The organism is Clostridium sardiniense (assembly GCF_050584765.1).
GTDB classification, from domain to species: Bacteria; Bacillota; Clostridia; order Clostridiales; family Clostridiaceae; genus Clostridium; species Clostridium sardiniense_A.
The window spans coordinates 578,892-599,503 of the sequence record NZ_JBNOOR010000001.1; the positions used below are offsets into that span (position 1 = coordinate 578,892).

17 protein-coding genes are annotated in these 20,612 nt (G+C 28.0%); 10 read left to right on the plus strand and 7 right to left on the minus strand.

The window, feature by feature from the left end; all coding sequences use genetic code 11:
* Positions 1–5 precede the first annotated feature (5 nt).
* The 7 genes from ACQPUW_RS02850 (at position 6) to ACQPUW_RS02880 (ending at position 12,147) form a co-directional block, all read left to right on the plus strand.
* Positions 6–2,162: a YhgE/Pip family protein gene (locus ACQPUW_RS02850; RefSeq protein ID WP_430835996.1), complete on the plus strand. Its 2,157-nt coding sequence runs from the start codon at positions 6–8 to the stop codon at positions 2,160–2,162.
* 88 nt (positions 2,163–2,250) lie between these two features.
* Positions 2,251–3,201, plus strand: a complete 951-nt coding sequence (locus ACQPUW_RS02855) for a lysophospholipase (protein WP_430835997.1) — start codon at positions 2,251–2,253, stop codon at positions 3,199–3,201.
* Between the two features lie 188 nt (positions 3,202–3,389).
* Positions 3,390–5,426, plus strand: a complete 2,037-nt coding sequence (ptsG, locus tag ACQPUW_RS02860; protein ID WP_430835998.1) for a glucose-specific PTS transporter subunit IIBC — start codon at positions 3,390–3,392, stop codon at positions 5,424–5,426.
* A 130-nt stretch (positions 5,427–5,556) separates the two neighbouring features.
* Positions 5,557–7,536: an ATP-binding protein gene (locus ACQPUW_RS02865; protein WP_430835999.1), complete on the plus strand. Its 1,980-nt coding sequence runs from the start codon at positions 5,557–5,559 to the stop codon at positions 7,534–7,536.
* Positions 7,517–9,535 carry an ATP-binding protein gene (locus tag ACQPUW_RS02870; protein WP_430836000.1) on the plus strand — a complete coding sequence of 673 codons (2,019 nt, stop codon included), beginning with the start codon at positions 7,517–7,519 and terminating at the stop codon, positions 9,533–9,535. Before ACQPUW_RS02865 ends, ACQPUW_RS02870 begins: the two co-directional genes overlap by 20 nt.
* A gap of 59 nt (positions 9,536–9,594) precedes the next feature.
* Positions 9,595–10,095 (plus strand): TspO/MBR family protein, encoded by a 501-nt coding sequence (locus ACQPUW_RS02875; RefSeq protein WP_430836001.1) that lies wholly within the window; start codon positions 9,595–9,597, stop codon positions 10,093–10,095.
* 90 nt (positions 10,096–10,185) lie between these two features.
* Positions 10,186–12,147: a DNA topoisomerase gene (locus tag ACQPUW_RS02880; protein WP_430836002.1), complete on the plus strand. Its 1,962-nt coding sequence runs from the start codon at positions 10,186–10,188 to the stop codon at positions 12,145–12,147.
* 76 nt (positions 12,148–12,223) lie between these two features.
* Here the strand turns inward: ACQPUW_RS02880 and ACQPUW_RS02885 are convergent, their stop codons facing one another.
* The 6 genes from ACQPUW_RS02885 to ACQPUW_RS02910 all read right to left on the minus strand — a co-directional run bounded on the left by ACQPUW_RS02885 (position 12,224) and on the right by ACQPUW_RS02910 (position 17,228).
* Entirely contained in the window at positions 12,224–12,940 is a 717-nt protein-coding gene (locus ACQPUW_RS02885) for an LrgB family protein (protein WP_430836003.1), read from the minus strand.
* Positions 12,924–13,310 carry a CidA/LrgA family protein gene (locus ACQPUW_RS02890; protein WP_430836004.1) on the minus strand — a complete coding sequence of 129 codons (387 nt, stop codon included), beginning with the start codon at positions 13,308–13,310 and terminating at the stop codon, positions 12,924–12,926. Before ACQPUW_RS02890 ends, ACQPUW_RS02885 begins: the two co-directional genes overlap by 17 nt.
* A gap of 174 nt (positions 13,311–13,484) precedes the next feature.
* The gene (locus ACQPUW_RS02895; protein WP_430837265.1) at positions 13,485–14,270 is read right to left on the minus strand and encodes an ABC transporter permease; all 786 of its coding nucleotides are present in this window, start codon (positions 14,268–14,270) and stop codon (positions 13,485–13,487) included.
* Positions 14,263–15,030 (minus strand): ABC transporter ATP-binding protein, encoded by a 768-nt coding sequence (locus tag ACQPUW_RS02900; protein WP_430836005.1) that lies wholly within the window; start codon positions 15,028–15,030, stop codon positions 14,263–14,265. The genes ACQPUW_RS02895 and ACQPUW_RS02900 overlap by 8 nt, the downstream gene beginning before the upstream one ends.
* A gap of 97 nt (positions 15,031–15,127) precedes the next feature.
* Positions 15,128–16,147: an ABC transporter substrate-binding protein gene (locus ACQPUW_RS02905; RefSeq protein WP_430836006.1), complete on the minus strand. Its 1,020-nt coding sequence runs from the start codon at positions 16,145–16,147 to the stop codon at positions 15,128–15,130.
* A gap of 109 nt (positions 16,148–16,256) precedes the next feature.
* Positions 16,257–17,228 (minus strand): acyltransferase family protein, encoded by a 972-nt coding sequence (locus ACQPUW_RS02910; RefSeq protein WP_430836007.1) that lies wholly within the window; start codon positions 17,226–17,228, stop codon positions 16,257–16,259.
* 161 nt (positions 17,229–17,389) lie between these two features.
* On the opposite strand from ACQPUW_RS02910, the gene ppaX reads away from it, so the two are divergent.
* From ppaX to ACQPUW_RS02925, 3 genes are read left to right on the plus strand one after another with little or no spacing between them, the layout of a single operon-like run.
* Complete coding sequence (gene ppaX, locus ACQPUW_RS02915) at positions 17,390–18,025, plus strand: pyrophosphatase PpaX (RefSeq protein ID WP_430836008.1); 636 nt, start codon at positions 17,390–17,392, stop codon at positions 18,023–18,025.
* 21 nt (positions 18,026–18,046) lie between these two features.
* Positions 18,047–18,385 carry an arsenate reductase family protein gene (locus ACQPUW_RS02920; RefSeq protein WP_430836009.1) on the plus strand — a complete coding sequence of 113 codons (339 nt, stop codon included), beginning with the start codon at positions 18,047–18,049 and terminating at the stop codon, positions 18,383–18,385.
* A gap of 8 nt (positions 18,386–18,393) precedes the next feature.
* Positions 18,394–19,158, plus strand: coding sequence for a flavin reductase family protein (locus tag ACQPUW_RS02925; RefSeq protein ID WP_430836010.1), 765 nt, complete (start codon positions 18,394–18,396; stop codon positions 19,156–19,158).
* Positions 19,159–19,206: 48 nt separating this feature from the next.
* Here the strand turns inward: ACQPUW_RS02925 and ACQPUW_RS02930 are convergent, their stop codons facing one another.
* The gene (locus tag ACQPUW_RS02930; RefSeq protein WP_430836011.1) at positions 19,207–20,514 is read right to left on the minus strand and encodes a D-alanyl-D-alanine carboxypeptidase family protein; all 1,308 of its coding nucleotides are present in this window, start codon (positions 20,512–20,514) and stop codon (positions 19,207–19,209) included.
* Between the last annotated feature and the right edge of the window lie 98 nt (positions 20,515–20,612).

Consider the following 20,612-nt stretch of genomic DNA (forward strand, 5'->3'; position numbering starts at 1 on the left):
GCTTTATGAAAAATATTTTTAAGATTTTTACAAGAGATATAAAAAAGATAGTTACAAATTGGGTTGCAGTAGTTGTAGTATGTGGGCTTATAATACTTCCTTCATTATATGCATGGTTTAATATAAAATCATCATGGGATCCTTATGGAAGTACAAAAGGTATTAAGGTAGCTGTAGTTAATGAAGATAGGGGAGCTACTTTTAATGATAAAGAAATAAATGTTGGTAAGCAATTAGTTGATGAACTTTCAAAGAATCATGATATTGGTTGGCAGTTTGTAAATAAAGAAAAAGCTGAAAAAGGAGTTAGAATGGGAGATTATTTTGCAAGTATTACTATTCCAAATAATTTCTCAGAAGATTTAATATCTCCAGCATTAGATAAAATAGTAAAACCAAAACTTATTTATACAGTAAATGAATCAGCAAATGCCATAGCACCTAAGATAACAGAAAGTGGTGTTAAATCATTAAAACAGCAAATAGATGATACAGTATCGGAAACGGTAAATGGTGCAATGTTTAAGGTATTAAGTGATGTGGGTGTAGAGTATCAAACATCCAGAGATAAGATTAGAGAGGCTGTAGATCTAATATATAAAATAAATGATAATATGCCTAAAATAGAAGATTTAATTAATAAAGCTTATGATGGAACAATTACAATAGACCAAATGTTAGCGAAAATAGATAAAATTATGCCACAAGTTGATAAAACACTAAATGATGCAGATGATGCATTAAACAAAGGTAAGGATTTTATTCAAAAATCAAAAGAAAGTTTTAATAGTCTTTCTCCAATAATAAAAGAAGATCTAATCTTTGGAAAAGATTTATTAAATGGTGCAGGTGAAATCCTAGGAAATGTTTCTGAAAGTTATGATAAAGAAACATTGCTTAAGGTTCTAAATAATGTAAATAATAAATTAACTACAGTTGATAAAACATTAAATTCAGTTATAAGTATGCTAGAATCTATAAATAAAGTAGGAAATAAGGATTCAATAACTAATGTTATTAATAGATTAAAGACTATAGAAGGAAAACTTTCAAATCTTATATCTGAAATAAACAAAGATATTGATTTAGTAAATAATAATGTTGTATTACAGCCAGAAACTATTAAGAAGTTAAATAATAAAATAGGCTCAATAGCATCAGAGCTAGGCAATATAATAGGAAATTATGATAGTACTATTGTACCTGGAATAAATGGAGCTTTAGATAAACTAGATGGAATGTCTAAGGATGCTTTAGGATTAATTGATAGTACTCAAAAGGTTATGCCAGATGTTAAAAATGTATTGTCATTGCTTTCAAAGGGAACAAAACTTACAAATGAAGAATTAGCAAAAGTTAAGAAGAATTTCCCGGAATTCAAGAAGACATTTAATAAAATGGTTTCTGATATAAAGAAAGTAGATAAAAAAGCTGATATAGATGAAATACTTAAAATAATTACAGGAGACTGGAAAGAAAAAACTAGCTTCCTAGTAAGTCCAGTAGAAATTCAAACAAATAGATTATTCCCAGTACCTAACTATGGATCAGCAATGTCACCATTCTATACAACATTAGCAATATGGGTTGGAGGATTAATACTTGTATCAATTCTAACAGTTAGTGCGAAACCATTTGAAGATGGAACTATGCCAACTCCTATACAAGTATACTTTGGAAAGTATTTAACTTTCCTTACTATAGGAATACTGCAAGGTGCTATTGTAACACTTGGAGATGTATTTATACTTAAGACTTATGTAATGCATCCAGCACTGTTTGTATTATTTGGAATGTTCATAAGTATAATATTTATAACAATTATATACTCAACTGTCTCTGTTTTTGGAAATGTTGGTAAAGCTATATGTATAATATTCCTAGTGCTTCAAGTTGCAGCATCAGGAGGAACATTCCCAGTAGAAGTTATGTCAGGCTTCTTTAAAGGAATAAATCCATTCTTACCATTTAAATATGCAATTGAAGGAATGAGAGGGTTAGTTGGAGGTATAGTACCAGAACTTATGCAAAGGGATATAATAATTTTAGTTTCTGCTGCTATAATCTTTATATTAATTGGTATATTCTTTAAGAAAATTATGAATAAAGCAAGTGAAAACTTTATTAAAAAACTTAAAGAAAGTGATATAGTAGAACATTAATTTTGATTTAAAGAGACTGTTTTTATAATTGACAGTCTCTTTAAAATTGTTTAATAATTAAAATAAAATGGTATATGAGGGGGAAGATATGAGGATGAATAAATTTGAGTTTAAGGATAGTTTAGGTAAAAGAATACATGTTTATAAATGGATTCCTAGTGAGCAAATAGAGCTTAAAGGTGTAGTTCAAATAGCACATGGTATGGCTGAGACTGCAGAAAGATATGATTATTTTGCAAAAAGACTTAATGAAGAAGGATATGTTGTATATGCTAACGATCATAGAGGCCATGGGAAAAGCGTATCTAGCAAAGAAGAACTTGGGTATGTTGGTGATGATAGTAGCTTTAAATTAATGATAGCAAATATGAAAGAATTAAATGACATTATAAAAAAAGAGTATAGAGAACTCCCTATAATATTATTTGGTCACAGTATGGGCTCCTTCTTAAGTCAAAGATATGCACAGATATATGGAGAAACAATTGAAAGATTAATATTATCAGGAAGTAATGGGAAACCTAATCCTATAACTAAAGTAGGAAGAAAAATAGCTAAAATTGAAATGAGTTTAAAAGGAAGAAAAGCTAAAAGTCCTCTTATGGATAAGTTGTCTTTTGGAGATTTTAATAGAAATTTTAAGCCAGTAAGAACTCCTTATGATTGGATATGTGGGAATGAAGAAGCCGTAGATGAATATATAAATAGTGAGTATTGTGGTTTTATATGTAGTACATCTTTTTATCATGATCTAATAGATGGAATATGGAGTATTCATGAAGGTAATAATTTTAATAAGATAAGAAAAGACATTCCAATATATATCTTTGCAGGTGATAAAGATCCTGTTGGGTATTTTGGTAAAGGAATAGTTAGCTTATATAATTTATATAAAAGTATAGGGATTAAGGATTTGCAATATAAGTTATATAAAGAAGGAAGACATGAAATGTTAAATGAGAAAAATAGAGATGAAGTAATAAATGATATAATAATGTGGATTAAAGATAGAGAAGATACACTGTTTAATATAGTTTAAGATATCAGATATTAGTAGATGATTATAGGTAATGATGCAAATTAAAAGTTGTAATTATTATATATAATCATCTATTTTTTTATTTAAGAAAGAGGTGTGCGATGTGTTTGTGGATATTTTATCCAGTGTAAATGAATAGAAAGAGGGAAAAATAATCTTGCAATAAATATAGAAAGGAGAATAGAGAGATGGGTAAAAAGGTTTTTGGAGTATTACAAAGAATAGGTAAGGCTTTAATGTTACCAGTAGCTCTCCTTCCAGCAGCAGGATTATTATTAGCCTTTGGTAATTTATTTATGAATGAGGCTCTGTTGGTAAATGCACCATATTTAAGGGCTGATTGGATACAATTAGTTGCAAGTGTTATGGAGCAATCAGGAAATATAGTATTTGCAAATTTACCATTAATATTTTCAGTTGGTGTTGCCATTGGATTATCTGATGGTGATGGTGTTGCAGGACTTGCAGCTATTGTAGGATTCTTAATTATGAATGTTTCTATGGGAACATTTGTAGGAGTAACAACTGATATGCTTTCAGATCCTATGTATACCACTGTTGTGGGAGTGCCAACCCTCCAGACCGGAGTATTTGGTGGAATAATAATGGGACTTATAGCATCTGCTATGTATAATAAATTTTATAGAATTGAATTACCACCATATTTAGGTTTTTTTGCAGGTAAAAGATTTGTGCCTATTGTTACTGCAGCATTAGGAGTAATCATAGGGGTGATAATGACATTTATATGGCCACCTATACAAGAAGGATTGTTTTATGTTTCAAAAAGTATGATATATGCTAATCCTACTGTAGCGTCATTTATATTTGGAGTTGTTGAAAGAGCACTTATTCCATTTGGACTGCATCATATTTGGTATAATCCTTTCTGGTATCAATTTGGAGAGTATGTAGATAAAGCAGGACAATTAATTATGGGAGATCAGAATATATTCTTTGCACAGTTAAAAGATGGAGTGCCATTTACAGCAGGAACATTTATGACAGGTAAATTCCCATTTATGATGTTTGGACTTCCAGCAGCAGCACTTGCTATATATCAAGAGGCTAAACCAGAGCATAAGAAGGCAGTAGCTGGTATTATGGGGTCAGCAGCGCTTACATCGTTTTTAACAGGTATTACTGAACCACTAGAATTTTCATTCCTTTTTGTTGCACCATTATTATTTGTTTTCCATTGTCTAATGGCTGGATTATCATTTATGACCATGCAGCTTTTAAATGTTAAAATAGGTATGACTTTCTCAGGAGGAGTAATTGACTTTATACTATTTGGAGTAATACCAAATAGAACACCGTGGTATTTAGTTATAGTTGTAGGTATAATTTATGCATTTATATACTATTCAGTTTTTAGAGTATTAATTAGAAAGTTTAACCTAAAGACTCCAGGTAGAGAAGATGATAATGAAAGTATAAGTACAACAAATGTAGAAGGTGCATCTCTTGCAACAGAAGTATTAAGAGCATTAGGTGGAAAAGAAAATATTAGTAATTTAGATGCTTGCATTACAAGACTTAGAGTAATAGTAAATGATATATCAGAGGTAGATAAAGAGGGATTAAAGGCTCTGGGTGCAGCTGGAGTTATGGAAGTAGGGAATAATATTCAAGCAATATTTGGACCGAAATCTGATATATTAAAGGGTCAAATAAAAGAGATAATGGCAGGTAAGATACCAACAGAAAAAAAATTAGAAAATCACGATGAAATAAAAGATATAAGAGATAAAAATCTTGAGGATATACCAGAAGATATATTAGCTCCACTTACAGGAAATGTTATAAGAATAGAGGACGTACCGGATAAGGTCTTTGCAGAAAAGATGATGGGTGAAGGATTTGCGATAGAGCCTGCAGGAAATATTGTTTCAGCTCCTGTTACTGGGGAAATAACGTCACTATTTGCAACTAAGCATGCAATAGGTATAACTAGTGATAATGGGTTAGAAATTCTTATTCATGTGGGTATGGATACTGTCTCATTAAATGGAGAAGGTTTTACAGCTTATGTAAAACAAGGAGATAGAGTTAAAATTGGAGATAAACTTCTTTCTGTAGATTTTGATATTATAAGAGAGAAGGTTCCATCAATTTTAACACCAGTAGTCTTTACTAACTTAACAGAGAATAATAAAGTAGAAATTAATTATGGCGAAGTTACAGAAGGTAAGGATGTAGTTGCAGTAGTAATTAAAAAATAGTAAATAAATTTAGAAAAAATAGGATGTATAATAGAACCTAGTCGAATTTAATTTGACTAGGTTTTATTTATAAAAACTTCACATAATAGGAAAAATAAAGTAAAATATATATTATATAGGAGGGGGAGAAATGGAACTTGAGAGAGAAATAAAGGATATTATATATATTGATAGGAGGTTATACATAAATATAGTTGCCATAGCCTTTGTCGTATATTTTTTGTTATATATATTTCTTATGATTTTTATTGATGATAATATGCTAGTATTTGATTTTATAATAAAAGCATATTATGTTGTAGCATCTTGCTGTACATTGCTTTTGACCTACTCTAATGCAAATATATTAGAAAGTAAAATTTTTGAGGCATTATCAGTTCATTTTATTTTTTTTATTATAGTAATGATGAATTTACTTACAATAGATATTCCAAATACTTTTTTTGGTCTTAGGCCTGGGATTAATGGACTATCTTATCAATATACATTATTTATAGTGGGGATCTTATCAACAATATGGGTATATCGGTATATAGCTAATAGACGTGTGAATGTAATACTTAATGTGCTTATAATATTAGGTATTGGATATTTAGCATATCTTTTGGAATTAAATAGATTATTTAGCATTTTATTAATTGCTGTAATTTTAATGTGTATTTTAGCAAATACATATAATATCTATAATATATCTAAATATAAGTTATATATAAATAATAAAATAAATTATTTATATTCATATGCTATTCTAACTTCTATAATGAATACGCTAACAATTATAACGTTTTTTGGTGAAAATATTTTTATAAGATATATAATTAATTTACTTATATTTATATCAGTATCTATACTATTTATCAGTACTATATACAAAATTATAGATACTCCATATAAATTGTTATTTAAAGATTTATATGAAAGAAATGAAAAACTTAATTCTATTAATCAAGATATTTCATTAAAAAATAGCGAACTAGAATTTTCACATAATTTAATTAGAAGAAAGGAAATTATGTTTAAGGAATTCTTTAGAAGTATACCAGTACCTATAATTATATTAAGTGATAGTACACATAGAATAATTTATTGTAATAAATCTTTTTTGAATTTAATTAAAGAAGAAGATATTAAGAATGTTATAAATAAAAAAGTAAATAATTTTATTTCTTTAGATGAAATGGAAAGAGTCGATGATGAGATATCATATAATAAGAATATATATAGAGGAAAAATAGAGGAAGAAGGACAGACAAGATATCTAAATATAGAATTTATAGATAAAAATAAAGAGAATGGTGAAATAATATTAAGTATAAGTGACATAACATCTAAAGTTGATATGAGTTCTATGAAAGAAAATTTGGAGAGAAAACTAACACAAGAAGGTATAAAAAGAGATTTTCTTTCAAATATAAGCCATGATTTAAAAACTCCTATAAATGTAATATATTCAGCACTTCAGCTTGAATATATTTTTGTGGAAAATAAAGATATACAAGCATTACTTAAGTATAATAATATATCAAAAAAGAATTGTCTTGCATTAATAAAACTTACAAATAATCTTATAGATAGTAGTAAGATTCAATCAGATTATTTATTTCCTACCTTAGAGAGAATAAATATAGTAGAATTTGTTGAAGATACAGTAAATAGTTTAATCTTCTATGCTAATGAAAAAGAAATAGAGCTTATTTTTGATACTGATAATGAAGAGATATATTCTTACTTAGATGAGGAATTTATGCAGAGAATTTTATTAAATTTAATATCAAACTCTATAAAGTTTACTAGTAAAAATGGAAAAGTTGAAGTAGGAATTTTTGAAAATGGAGATTTGGTTGATTTAGTTATACAGGATAATGGCATAGGAATGGATAAAGAATTTATTGATAAAATTTTTATGAAATATGCTATGGGAGAAAATAACAACGATGTATCAGACAAGGGAAGCGGAATAGGATTATTTGTTGTTAAAAAGTTAGTAGAATTACAAAAGGGAAATATAGTTATAGAGAGTAGTGAAGGAAAAGGAACTAAAATTACTATAACATTTAAAAGGGAGTTTATTTCAAATGAGGATGAAATGTATGAATTCAAAATTGTGTAATAATAGATTAACATACTCACTTAATGGTGCAATAGCTATATTATTAATATTATTAATTATATATTATATAACAGGATCATATCCAATGTTTTATAATATGTTAAATGTATCATGTGCATCCTTTGGAATATCTCTTGCAGTAATAGCATTAATTAGGAAGAGCTCTAATTATTATAATTATATAGGGATCGGATTCTTATTTATAGGATTAATTGAATTCTCACAAGTTTTCATAAGTAAGTTTGGAATTCATATCTCAGAGAATATGGGATTGTATGTTACTTTTACAATAAGTGAGATATTGGGAATATTAATATTACCTGTTTCATTTATATTAATGAAACAGAAGGTCGATAATAAAAAATCTGTTACTACATATTTTATGATTACTATAATATCTAGCATATTAGGGATTTTTCTACATGAGTTAAGAGAGATTAATAAATCTTCAGTATTCATAATAGTACTTATTTTACAATCTATATTAATCATTCTTTCAATAATATTATTAAATAGAATTAGAAAAAAATATAAAGAAATTAAGTATAAATACATATTCTTTTATTTTATATTTATGAGTATTTATCATTTGTTACTTAAAATATCTTATATATATTCATATAATTTAGCTTTTGAAGCATATGTAGTAAAATATGTAGCGTATTTCTCTATATATGAGGGTATAACTAATAATATCTTAAGTCTGATGTATACACAAATGAAAGAAAATTTATTAAAGGTAAAAAAGAAGCAAAGTGAATTAAATTTAAAATTAAATCAAAGAAATGTAATTTTAAATGAATTAAATACAATAAATCTTAAAAGTGAAAAAAGATACTATGATTTAATAGAATCATTTAGAGATGGGATTATAACATTTAATATGGGACGGATTACTTACGTTAATAACGAAGCTGTAGATATGCTAGGTTTTAAATATAAGGGAGAGTTATTAGGAAGAGATTTTAATTATGTATTAGACAATCTAATAGAAAAAGAGAGTATAGATAGTAGCTTAGTATTAGAAGGTAGTGATGTAAGATTATTTGGTAATAATCTTGAAAAATTATATAGATTTAATAGTAAAAGCAATAACTTAAAAGAGTTAGAGCTATATCTAGTTAAAAATGAAGAAAAAAGAGAGATAGTGTATATAAGAGATGTTACAGATAATAATGTATATAATAAGATTAGAGAAAAGTATGAAGAGTTTGTAAGACAAGAAGAGATAAAAAATGAATTTTATTCTAATATATCTCATGAGTTGAGAACTCCAATTAATGTTATAAATTCAGCACTTACATTAAATGAAATATATCTTAAAGATAAAAGTATTAATAGTGTAAGTAAAAATAACGATATTATAAGACAAAATTGTTTAAGACTTATAAGAACAATAAATAATTTTATTGATGCAAATAAGATTTCAGAAGGGTATTTAAAACCTAATAGGAAAATCTATAATATAGTTGAAGTTGTTGAAGGAGTATCCATTGCAACAAGTAAGTATGCAAAGAAAATTAATAATTCTATAATATTTGATTCAGAAGAGAGCGAAATATATTTACCTATTGATAGAGATATGATTGAAAGAGTAATACTTAACTTATTATCTAATAGTGTAAAACATGGAGAGCGCAATAGAAAGATAAAAATTAATATGTATTCTGATAAGAATTATTTATATATAATAGTTAAAAATTATACGAAAATTATTGATGAAGAAGAGAAAAAATATATCTTCGATCAGTTTACAAAGTTAAATAAGTCATTAAATAGACAAAAAGAAGGTAGTGGTCTTGGATTATTTTTAAGTAAAACAATTATAGAATTACATGATGGAAGCATAGAATTTGAATCAGAAAAGGCTAAAGGAAATAAGTTTATAATAAAGCTTCCTATTGTAGAGGATATAAGAGGGTATGAACCAGGAGAGAGTATTGAGATAGTAACGTTAGATAAAAAGGTTGATGTTGAGTTCGCAGATATATATATTTAAGAATAATTAACTTATATGAAGTATATTATTAGTATTAAAGATGTGCTTTGAGGTGAGTTATGAAAAATATATTTAAGGTAAATGACAAATTTAAGCTTATACCATTTATCATATCAATATTAATTCCATTAGGTGGAGGAGTATTGGTAGGATATATTACAAAAGATTCTATGACTTTGTACGAAACTCTTGCAAAACCTAAATTTTCACCACCAGGATGGTTGTTTGGAATTGTATGGCCTATTCTATATATCCTTATAGGATTTGCACTATATAGAGTATATATGACGCTTAAAGAAGAAAAGAGGAGTTATGGAGTTTTAATACTATATTTTATTCATCTTTTGATTAATTTCTTATGGCCTATATTATTTTTTAATTTTAAATTGTATGGACTATCAGCAATTAATATAATCATACTTATAATTTTAATAATAATATGTATAATAAAATTTATAAAGATTGATAAGATATCATCAGTACTATTAATTCCATATTTAATATGGTGCAGTTATGCAGCTTATTTAAACATAGTAATTTGGATGCTAAATGAAATGTAAAACATTATATTTGGAAAAATAATAATTTCATAGTATAATTTCAATAGACCTTCTTTTTGAAGGTTTATTTTCTTTAGAAAGGAAATAATTATGGGAAAAGCTTTATTTGTAGCAGAAAAACCTTCAGTAGCAATGGATTTTGTTAAGTTACTAAAGGTAGATGGAAAAAGAAATAATGGATATATAGAGAGTGACAAAGCAGTATTTACTTGGTGTGTAGGACATATGGTTACTATGTCTTATCCAGAGGCTTATGATGAAAAGTTAAAATACTGGAATTTAAAGGACCTTCCATTTTTACCGACGGATTATAAATATGAGGTAATAAATTCAGCTAAAGGTCAATTTAATGTAGTTAGTAAGTTATTAAATAGAGGTGATATTGACAAAATATATGTATGTACCGACTCCGGAAGAGAAGGGGAATATATATATAGGCTAGTTGATGATTTATCAGGTAATCCAGAAAAAGAAAAACTACGTATATGGATTGATTCTCAAACTGAGGAAGAAATAAAAAGAGGTATTAAGGAAGCAAAGCCTTTAAAAGAGTATGATTCTTTAGCACATTCAGCTTATTTAAGAGCAAAGGAAGATTACATAATAGGAATTAATTTCTCAAGACTGTTAACACTTATATATGGAAGACAGGTATCTAACATATTAAAGAAAGATAAGAATTCAGTGGTAGCTGTTGGAAGAGTTATGAGCTGTGTTTTAGGAATGGTTGTTGATAGAGAGAGGGAAATTAGAAACTTTAAAAAGACATCATTTTATAAGATTGCAGGAAGTTTTAGTAGAGAAGAGAAGGATGAAGATATACAGAGTGAATGGAAAGCACTAGAGAAGTCTAAATATAAGGATTCACCTAAATTATATAATGAAGGTGGATTTAAGAAAAAAGAAGATTGTGAAAGTCTTATAAAGGAATTAGAAGCTTTAGAAGAAGGTATAATAACAAATATTAAAAAGACTAAAGAAAATAAAAATGCACCACTTTTATTTAATTTAGCAGAGCTTCAAAATGAATGTTCTAAGAAGTTTAAAATAAGTCCAGACGAGACTTTAAAGCATCTTCAAACTCTATATGAAAAGAAGATGGTAACATATCCTAGAACTGATGCTAGAGTATTATCTACAGCAGTTGCAAAGGGAATTAAGAAAACAATATTTAAGTTATCTAAAATAGAAATAGGAGAAGATTTAAAGAGTGCTACTAATGCTATATTAGATAATAACTGGGATAAAACTATACTAAAGAGTAAGTATGTTGATGATAAGAAAATCACAGATCACTATGCTATAGTTCCAACTGGAGAAGGAAGTTCTATTATAAATTCTTTAAAAGAAATAGAGAGAAAAATGTATTTCTTAATACTTAGAAGATTTATAGCAATATTCTATCCTAAAGCGCAGTATAGTAAGCAAGCTATAACTATAACTGTAGGTGATGAATCTTTCTATACAACAAAGAAGGTATGTATTGAAAGAGGATACTTAGATATATTAGAGAATAAAAAAGAAGAAGGAACTGATGAGTTCCCTAAAGATTTAAGAAAAGGTCAAAAGGTTAATATAAATTCTTTAGAAATGAAAGAGGGAGAAACTAGCCCGCCAAAGAGATTTACGACAGGTTCAATAATAATAGCTATGGAAAATGCAGGTAAGCTTATAGAAGATGAAGAGTTAAGAGAGCATATAAAGGGCGCTGGTATTGGAACCTCAGCAACTAGAGCTGAGATATTAAAAAAGCTCATGAATATTGATTATGTTAAATCAAATAACAAAACACAAACCCTTACACCAACAGAGCTTGGTGAGATGATTTATGAAGTAATAAGTGCATCTATACCATCTCTTCTAAATCCAAAACTTACAGCATCATGGGAAAAAGGATTAAAACTTGTACATGAAAAGAGCATACAGCCTGAGGAGTTTATGGTTAAGTTAGAAGCTTATACAAAGAAATCAACATATACAGTTTTTAAGGATAATAGAATAGGATTATTAAATAGAAAACTGTTAGAAGTTAAAACAGTATATAGTGATTAAGTGATAAAAAGATAAGAAAAAAGAACCCTAAAAATTTTAGGGTTCTTTTTTACAAACAATAATGCTTAAATAAATTTTAATGTATAAATAAGTTGTATACAAACATTGCAATATTAAAGGCAAGAGGTGCAACAAATACTGTCATTATTCCTGCTATACCTATTGAAAGCGAACTCATAGCACCTTCAGTTTCTCCAAGTTCTAATGCTTTTGTAGTTCCAACAGCATGAGATGCTGTTCCGATAGAAATACCGATTGCTATTCTGTTTGTTATTTTACATATTCTACATATTGTAGGTCCAATTATTGCACCAATTATTCCAGATAAAATAATTGCAAGTACAGTAACTGGCACTATACCATTTAATTCTTTACTTATTGCAATACCTATTGGAGTTGTTACAGACTTAGGCATTAATGATACTACCATTGATATATCAAGACCTAATGAATGTGATAAAATTATAATTGAAAAAATTCCAATTAATGTTCCAAAAAATATTCCAATAAAAATAGCGATTGCATTTTTCTTAAGTAATTCAATTTGCTTATAAAGTGGAACAGCTAGAACTACTGTTGAAGGTCCGAGGAACATGTTTATAAATTGTGCTCCTTGATTATAAGTATCAAAACTTACGTGGAATGCAGTTAAAACTGCAATAACAATTACGATTGCTATAAGTAAAGGATTAAATAGCGGTATATTTGTTTTTTTATAGACAAATAATCCAATCTCAAATGCAATAAGAGAAAGAACTATGCTAAAAAATATATTGCTAGTTATTACACTCATCTTTTTCAGTTCCTTTCTTTCTTTTATTTAATAGGTTAACAATAAATTGTACAATTAAACCAGTTGAGGCAATAATAATTGCCGTAGTAATTACGCATACAACTAGTATTTGAATAAAGTTTGCCTTTATAATTCCAAGTGAGTTCATTAAACTAACTCCTGCTGGTAAGAAGAAGAAAGCTAAATGATCTAAAAAGAAATTCGTTAAAGTTTCAATTTGGCTAACTTTTATTATTTTAGTACAAAGACATATTAAAAGTAATAGTAAACCTATAATATTTCCCGGAATAGGAATTTGTGTTAAGTTAACTATTACTTCTCCTATTAAATATATTCCGAATACAATAAGTGCTTCTCTGAATAATTTCAAGTCAATCTCTCCTTAGTATCTTTAGTACCATATAAATGTATCACTTTAGAGGAATTAAGTAAACCAATGGTAAGTCCAAAAAAATAGAGGAATTGTAAACTCGAAGTATATGCAAATCCCCTATCTTTCTCAATGAAATTGTTATCAAAAAAATATTTTTTAACATATTGTTAATTATTTTTTGATATATTTATCTTCTACTATAGCTACGATTTTATACATTATAAAAGCAATAATGGAAAGTATTACAATACTCATCATTACCATGTTAAGTTGAGAAATCTGTCCACCATAAACGATTAAGAAACCAAGACCTTCTCTAGCTACTAAGAATTCACCCATTATTACACCAACCCAAGATAAGCCTACATTTATTTTAAGTGCTGATATTAATACAGGTATAGTGTATGGGAAGATTAGATATCTTAATATTTGAAATTTAGAAGCTTGGAATGTCTTCATTAGTAATAGTTTTTCACTATCTACTTCAGTAAAGCCAGTAAGTACACTTATAATTGTTGTTACAAGTGATATAAGAAGTGCAATAACAATTATAGCCATCGTACCATTTCCAACCCAAAATATAATTATTGGAGCAAGTGCAACCTTGGGAAGTGCATTTAAAACAACTAAATATGGATCCAGCACTTTGGAGGTAAAAGGACACCACCATAAAATAATTGCAATAATTGTTCCAATAACAGTACCAAGAACAAAGCCAAGAATTGTTTCATAGCATGTAACTGCAATGTGTCTCCATATAGTCCCATCTGCGATAAAAGTTAAAAGGGAATCAAATATTCTACTAGGAGAAGAGGTTAAGAATGGATCTATCCATTTTAAATCAGCTGCAACTTCCCATAGACATAAGAAGAAAACTAATATGAAAACTCTAAAAAATGCTACCTTAAATTTATCTCTTTTTAATTTTTTTATATAAAGTTCATGGTCCTTACTTATCACCATCATCAAGCTCCTTCCATAGTAAATTAAAATAATCTTTAAATTCACTTTCTTTTCTTCTATTAAAAGGAGTTAAAGGATCATTTTTAAAAGAAATTAATATCTCTTTTTTTATAATAGCAGGTCTTTTTGTTAATACGATAACCCTATTTGATGTAGATATAGCTTCGCTTATATCATGTGTTACCATAATAGCAGTTTTACCTTCAAGTTTTATTATTTCATGAATTTCATCACAAACATTAAGTCTAGTTTGGTAGTCTAATGCTGAAAAGGGTTCATCTAAGAATAAAACTCTAGGATTTAAAGCAAGAGTTCTAATTAGAGCAACTCTCTGACGCATACCACCAGATAACTCACTAGGTTTATGATCTTTAAATTTACTTAAATCATAATTTTCTAATAGACCCTCAACTCTTTTTATATTTTCATCAGTTAATAATCCTTTAATTTTTAGTCCTAAGGTTACGTTATTCCAAACTGTGGTCCAATCAAAGAGATGATCCTTTTGAAACATGTATCCTATTTTATCTAAATTGTTTTTTATAGGCTCATCATTATATGTGACAGTACCACTTGACTGTGGTAGAAGCCCACTCATAATGTTTAAAAGAGTAGATTTTCCACATCCAGAAGGACCTAGTATACTTAAGAAATCTTTATCATTTACAGCAAAAGTAATATCTTTTATAGCTTCAGTTTCTCCTTTTAGAGAATGATATTTCATTGTTATATTATTAATGTTCAATAGAGCCAAAATAAATTCACCACCTTTAATTTAAGAGATATGTAAAATATTATTTATGTAATAAGAGAGTTGTCCTATATAAAGAACAACCCCTTAAAATTAAAAGTTATTTTTCAGAAGTGATTTTTTCTGCAAACTCATTATTAACGATATCAGCAAAAGGTGGTCTTGATGGTATTAAAGAAGAGTCATAATCAGTTATTATATCCATAAGATGATTTAAGCCATCTTCACTTAAAGTTGGATTATCTGCAATAGCATCGATCTCTTTATAGTTATCGATAACTGAAATTATGATATCTTTATCAGTTCCAGGGAAGAATGATGATATTGAATCAGCTACTTCACTAGATGTATGATCTTTAAACCATAATTGTCCTTTATATATAGATCGTGTAAACTTCTCTATTACATCTTTATTATCATTCATATAAGATTTTGTTGAAAAGAAACAAGTATAAGGCATTTCGCCAGAAGATTCTCCGATAGAAGCAACTATATTTCCACTACCTTCTTTTTCAAGCATTGAAGCTGTAGGTTCAAATAATGATACGTAATCAGCAGTACCAGCTTTAAAAGCGCCAGCAGTTGCAGTAAAGTCTAAATTTGTTACCATGTTAACATCTTTCTTTGGAACGATATTGTTTTTATTTAAAACATATTCTAGAGCCATTTCAGGAACTCCACCAGGTCTTCCACCTATTATGTCTTTACCTTTTAAAGATGACCAATTAAAGTTTTCATCTTTTTCTCTTCCAACTAAGAAAGAGCCATCTCTTTTAGTAAGTTGTGCGAATAATACAGGGTAATCTTCTCGTCCTTGATTATAAATATAGATAATTTGTTCAGGTCCACAAAAACCTATATCTGCATTATTAGATAATACATTTTGCATAACTTTATCTGCACCTTGACCTGTAGATAAATCTATATTTATGCCTTCCTCCTCAAAGAATCCTTCGTTTATTGCAACATACATTGGTGCATAGAAGACAGAACGAACAACTTCATTAAGTCTTATAGTTTTTAGACTAGAAGTATCAGTTTCTTTTTTACATCCAACAAAGCACATACATACAGAAAAAATTATTGTAAGTAAAATCGCTATTTTAGATTTCCTTTTCATAAAGTATCCCCTCTAACAAAATAATTAATTATGCTTTATAGTATGACAAAAAATGATATAATGTTAAATTTATATTATTTTAAAGATATGAAAAATAAAAAAGGCAATATTATTTAATATTGCCTTTTTTTAAAAGATATAAATTCTTCATCTTTAAGAATGCTTTAGCGCATAAAATAGTAACTCCAATTATAAGTAGTTCAGATAATATAAGAGCAAATAAATTATTATATCTTGTAAATCCTAAAGTTATCAATATATAACTTATACCCCCATGAAGAAGATATAGGACCAATGAATTTCTACCAAGTGATGAAAAGATTGTTTTAAAGTTTGGTATAAAGGTTAATATAGATGCACCTAGTATAAATGAACCTATATAGTGAAATAATCGTATACAAAATGGAAATGCTAAATTATCATAATAACTAGAATATGGTGCTGACTCAAATAAAAGCTCTATTTTTATATCATGTGATAATATGTAAAGTATAATGAGCACTAGTAAGGATCCAGCTAATAGTTTTAGCATATGCTTCTTTAAAATAGCTATATATTCTTTTTTAAAAGCCATTCCGGTTATAAAGAAAGGGAAGAAAAATAATGTTCTTGACATGTTTGCAAGAAGTCCTATAGTATTATCAAATCCAAGTATAAGAGATACAATTATTGATCCAATAATCCACTTTTTCTTATCAGTAACATAGTCAGATAATATATACCAACAAGTTAGTGATAATAGATACCAAAGAGTCCACTGAGAATACATAAGTTCAAATTTATATGAACTATTTCCTAGTAAATATTTATAGAATATTATATATAATAATTGAGCAAAAATATACAATTTAAAAGTCGATTTAGCTTTTTGAACTGTGGTTCTTTTGCTAAGCTTAGAAAAATATCCAGATACAAATGTAAACATAGGCATATGAAACATATATAAAAATAATATAAAATAATGTGTATCTATATTTTGTGGACTAGCAAGTTCAAGGGAATTACCTATTATAACAAATAAAATAAGTAAACCTTTTAATGTATCAAAATAGAAATCCCTATTTTTTTGTTGTGTTTCCATGATAAACCTCCAGTTGATAATTGTTCTATTTAGAAATATAGCACAATTAGATATTTAATACAATTGGTATTGATTGAATCTTTATCAATATTTAAAGTTAGTAATAAAGAATTATTTTTGATATAATAACCATTATAAATAAAGAGAGGGGATAGGACAAAGTGATAAAAGCAGTTTTATTTGATTTAGATGGAACTTTATTAGATACTAATGAATTAATATATAAATCTTTCAAGCATACATTTAAAGAGGGGCTAGGACTTACACCTTCAAAAAGTGAAATAACAGCACATTACGGACAGCCGTTACCATATACTTTTAAAATGTATACTGAAAACGAAGAGGAAATTCAAAGTTTAATAAATAGATATAGAAAATATAATGAAGAATTTCATGACAATATGTGCTTTCCTTTTAAAGGCGTATATACACTTTTAGAGGAACTTAAAAATAGAGGGATAAAAATGGGAATAGTTACTTCTAAAAGAGGAGAACTTGCAAGAAGAGGAATGGAAATAGCTAATATAACAAAATATATGGATATAATAGTTACTCCAGAATGTACAGAAAAACATAAGCCAAGTGGAGAACCTGCAATATATGCCTGTAATCATTTAGGAGTAAAGCCTGAGGAAACAATAATGGTAGGAGATAGTCACTTTGATCTACTATGTGGCATAGAAGCTGGATGTAAAACTTGTGGAGTTAGATATACAGAATTAGATATAAAAAGATTAGAGGAATTAAAGCCAGATTATTTTATAGATTTTCCAGAAGAAATATTAGAATTATTATAAATAGAAAGAGGAATTAAAGTTTTGAACATACAGATATTTGGAAGCAAAAAATGCTTTGATACGAAAAAGGCAGAAAGATATTTTAAGGAAAGAAAAATAAAATATTCACTTATTGATATGAAAGAGAAGGGAATAAGTAAGGGTGAATTAAATAATGTAAGCAGAGTAATACCTGTTAATGAATTAATTAATGAAAAAGGTAAGGGATATAAATCTTCAAATTTAGATAAAATAAGAAGTAGCGAAATGAAGCTTGAAGTTTTATTAAAGAATCAAAGTTTAATAAAAACACCTATAGTTAGAAATGGAAAGTCAGCAACAGTAGGATATAAACCAGAAGTGTGGAATGAATGGGAGTAATAGAACATATGAAAAAGAGAGATTTTAAAGGAAGTGTAGTTTTAAATCCAGTTCCAGTAGTTTTAATTACATCAAGAAATAAAGAAGGAAAAGAAAATGTATTTACTGTAGGGTGGACTGGAACAGTATGTACAAGACCTCCTATGTTATCTATATCGGTAAGACCAGAGAGGTTATCTTATGATTATATAAAAGAATCAATGGAGTTTGTAGTTAATATTCCTCATGCAGGAATGACAAAAGAAGTAGACTTTTGTGGAGTTAGAAGTGGTAAAAAAATAGATAAGATAAAAGAAATGAATTTTACTATGAAAGAATGCGATAATATAAATGCATCTTATATTGAAGAGTGTCCAATAAATATTGAATGTAGAGTAAAGCAAATAATTCCCCTTGGTAGTCATGATATGTTCATTGCAGATGTTTTAAGTTCTCATATAAATGAGGAACTTATAGATGAAAATGGAAAGATACACTTTGAAAAAGGTGATCTAATAGCTTATTGTCATGGAGAATATTATAAATTACCTAGAACTTCAATTGGATGCTTCGGATATTCAATTATGAAGAAAAAAGAATCAAAGTCAATCAAGGAAAGCAAGGGTAGTAAAGATTTAAAAGAAGGTAAGAAAACTGATGGTTTAGATAAAAAAGCAAAATATAATAGTAAATCAAAAGATAAAAATAAGAACATAGAAAATAAAAAGTTTAGAGGCAAATCTTCTAAAAATAATAAAAAGACTATAAGTAAAAAAAGTAAAAAGAGAAAATAAAAAGAGAGGAATTATATTCCTCTCTTTTATTAATACTTAAGCTATAAATTAGTATCTTTTATAACTTCCGTAACTTCTTCTGTAACGGCTCTTGCGGTAACGTCTTTTGTTAATGAATCTTATAATAAATATTATTATAAGGATTATTATAACAATAGCTAAAATTATACCTAAGTAAGCAAAGGCATTTGCTTTAAATAATTGACCAATTGATACTCCGATGTTTCCAGTTAAAGCTGCATGATAGTCTTTAACAGAAAGATTAAGATTAACATCATTATTTGCAGCTACAGACCATGCATCTTTATTTTCAGGATTAAATGTTATTTCAGCATTTTTATCATTAAATGAATTTTTATAAAGCATAGCATCTTCTGATAGTGTTACAGGTGCTTCTATTGTCTTCGTAGGACCAAAGAACTTAAACATTTTGTAGTCTAAAGTCACATTCTTTATAGAATCACCAGCTTTTTCAAATACTGCTGGCTTTGCAGCATAGCTATAATCCATTATTTTATCCATATCAGCATATCTAGTTGAGTCATCAGCACTAACAGCTGAATCTAATACAACACCAATAATATCTCTGCCATCTCTGTTATAAACAGTAGCTAAGCATTCACCAGCTTGATCAGTTGTACCAGTTTTACCAGCGATATTACCATTTTTACCTAAAGTTTTATTTCTATTTTCTAATTTGACAGTTTTACCACCAATAGTAATAGTAGCATCTTTAGTTTCCATTACCTCTTTAACCCATGGGTTAGCAAAAGCTGCTTTAGTAAGTATTGCTAAGTCATAAGCTGTCGTATAATGATTTGGGTTATGTAATCCATTTGGTGTTACAAAGTGACTGTCTTTCATTCCAAGTTCTTGAGCTTTTTTATTCATAAGCTTTGCAAAGTTTTCTGCATTTCCAGCTACTTTATCAGCTATCATATAAGCTGCATCATTTCCTGAGAACATTAATAAGCCCTTCATTACATCATCAGCAGTCATTGTGTCGCCAACCTTCATAGTAACTCCTGGCCAGTTTGAATGTAATGAATACTGAGGTTGAGCTTTTGCAGACTCAGTAAATTTAATTGTGTCATATTTTTGTGCGTTTTCTGCAAAGATTAATGCAGTTAATAATTTGGTGATACTTGCAGGATACGCCTTTGCATCTGCATTTTTTGAATAAATAACTTCACCAGTTTTTAAATCCATAGTAATTGCATACTTTGCAGTTATACTTGGATCAGATGGTGTTTGTGTATCTGCATATGATTTTATCATTCCTAAAGGAGCTAATAAGTACATAGCAAAAACAAGCACCATTGTTTTTAGTAGTATACCTTTCTTAGTTAAACTCATTTCTCCACCTCGTTCTTTTTTTTGCTAATCATAATGGACGTGCATACAAAAAAGTATAACATCTTACGCATTTAATAACAATAAACATTACCCAAAAA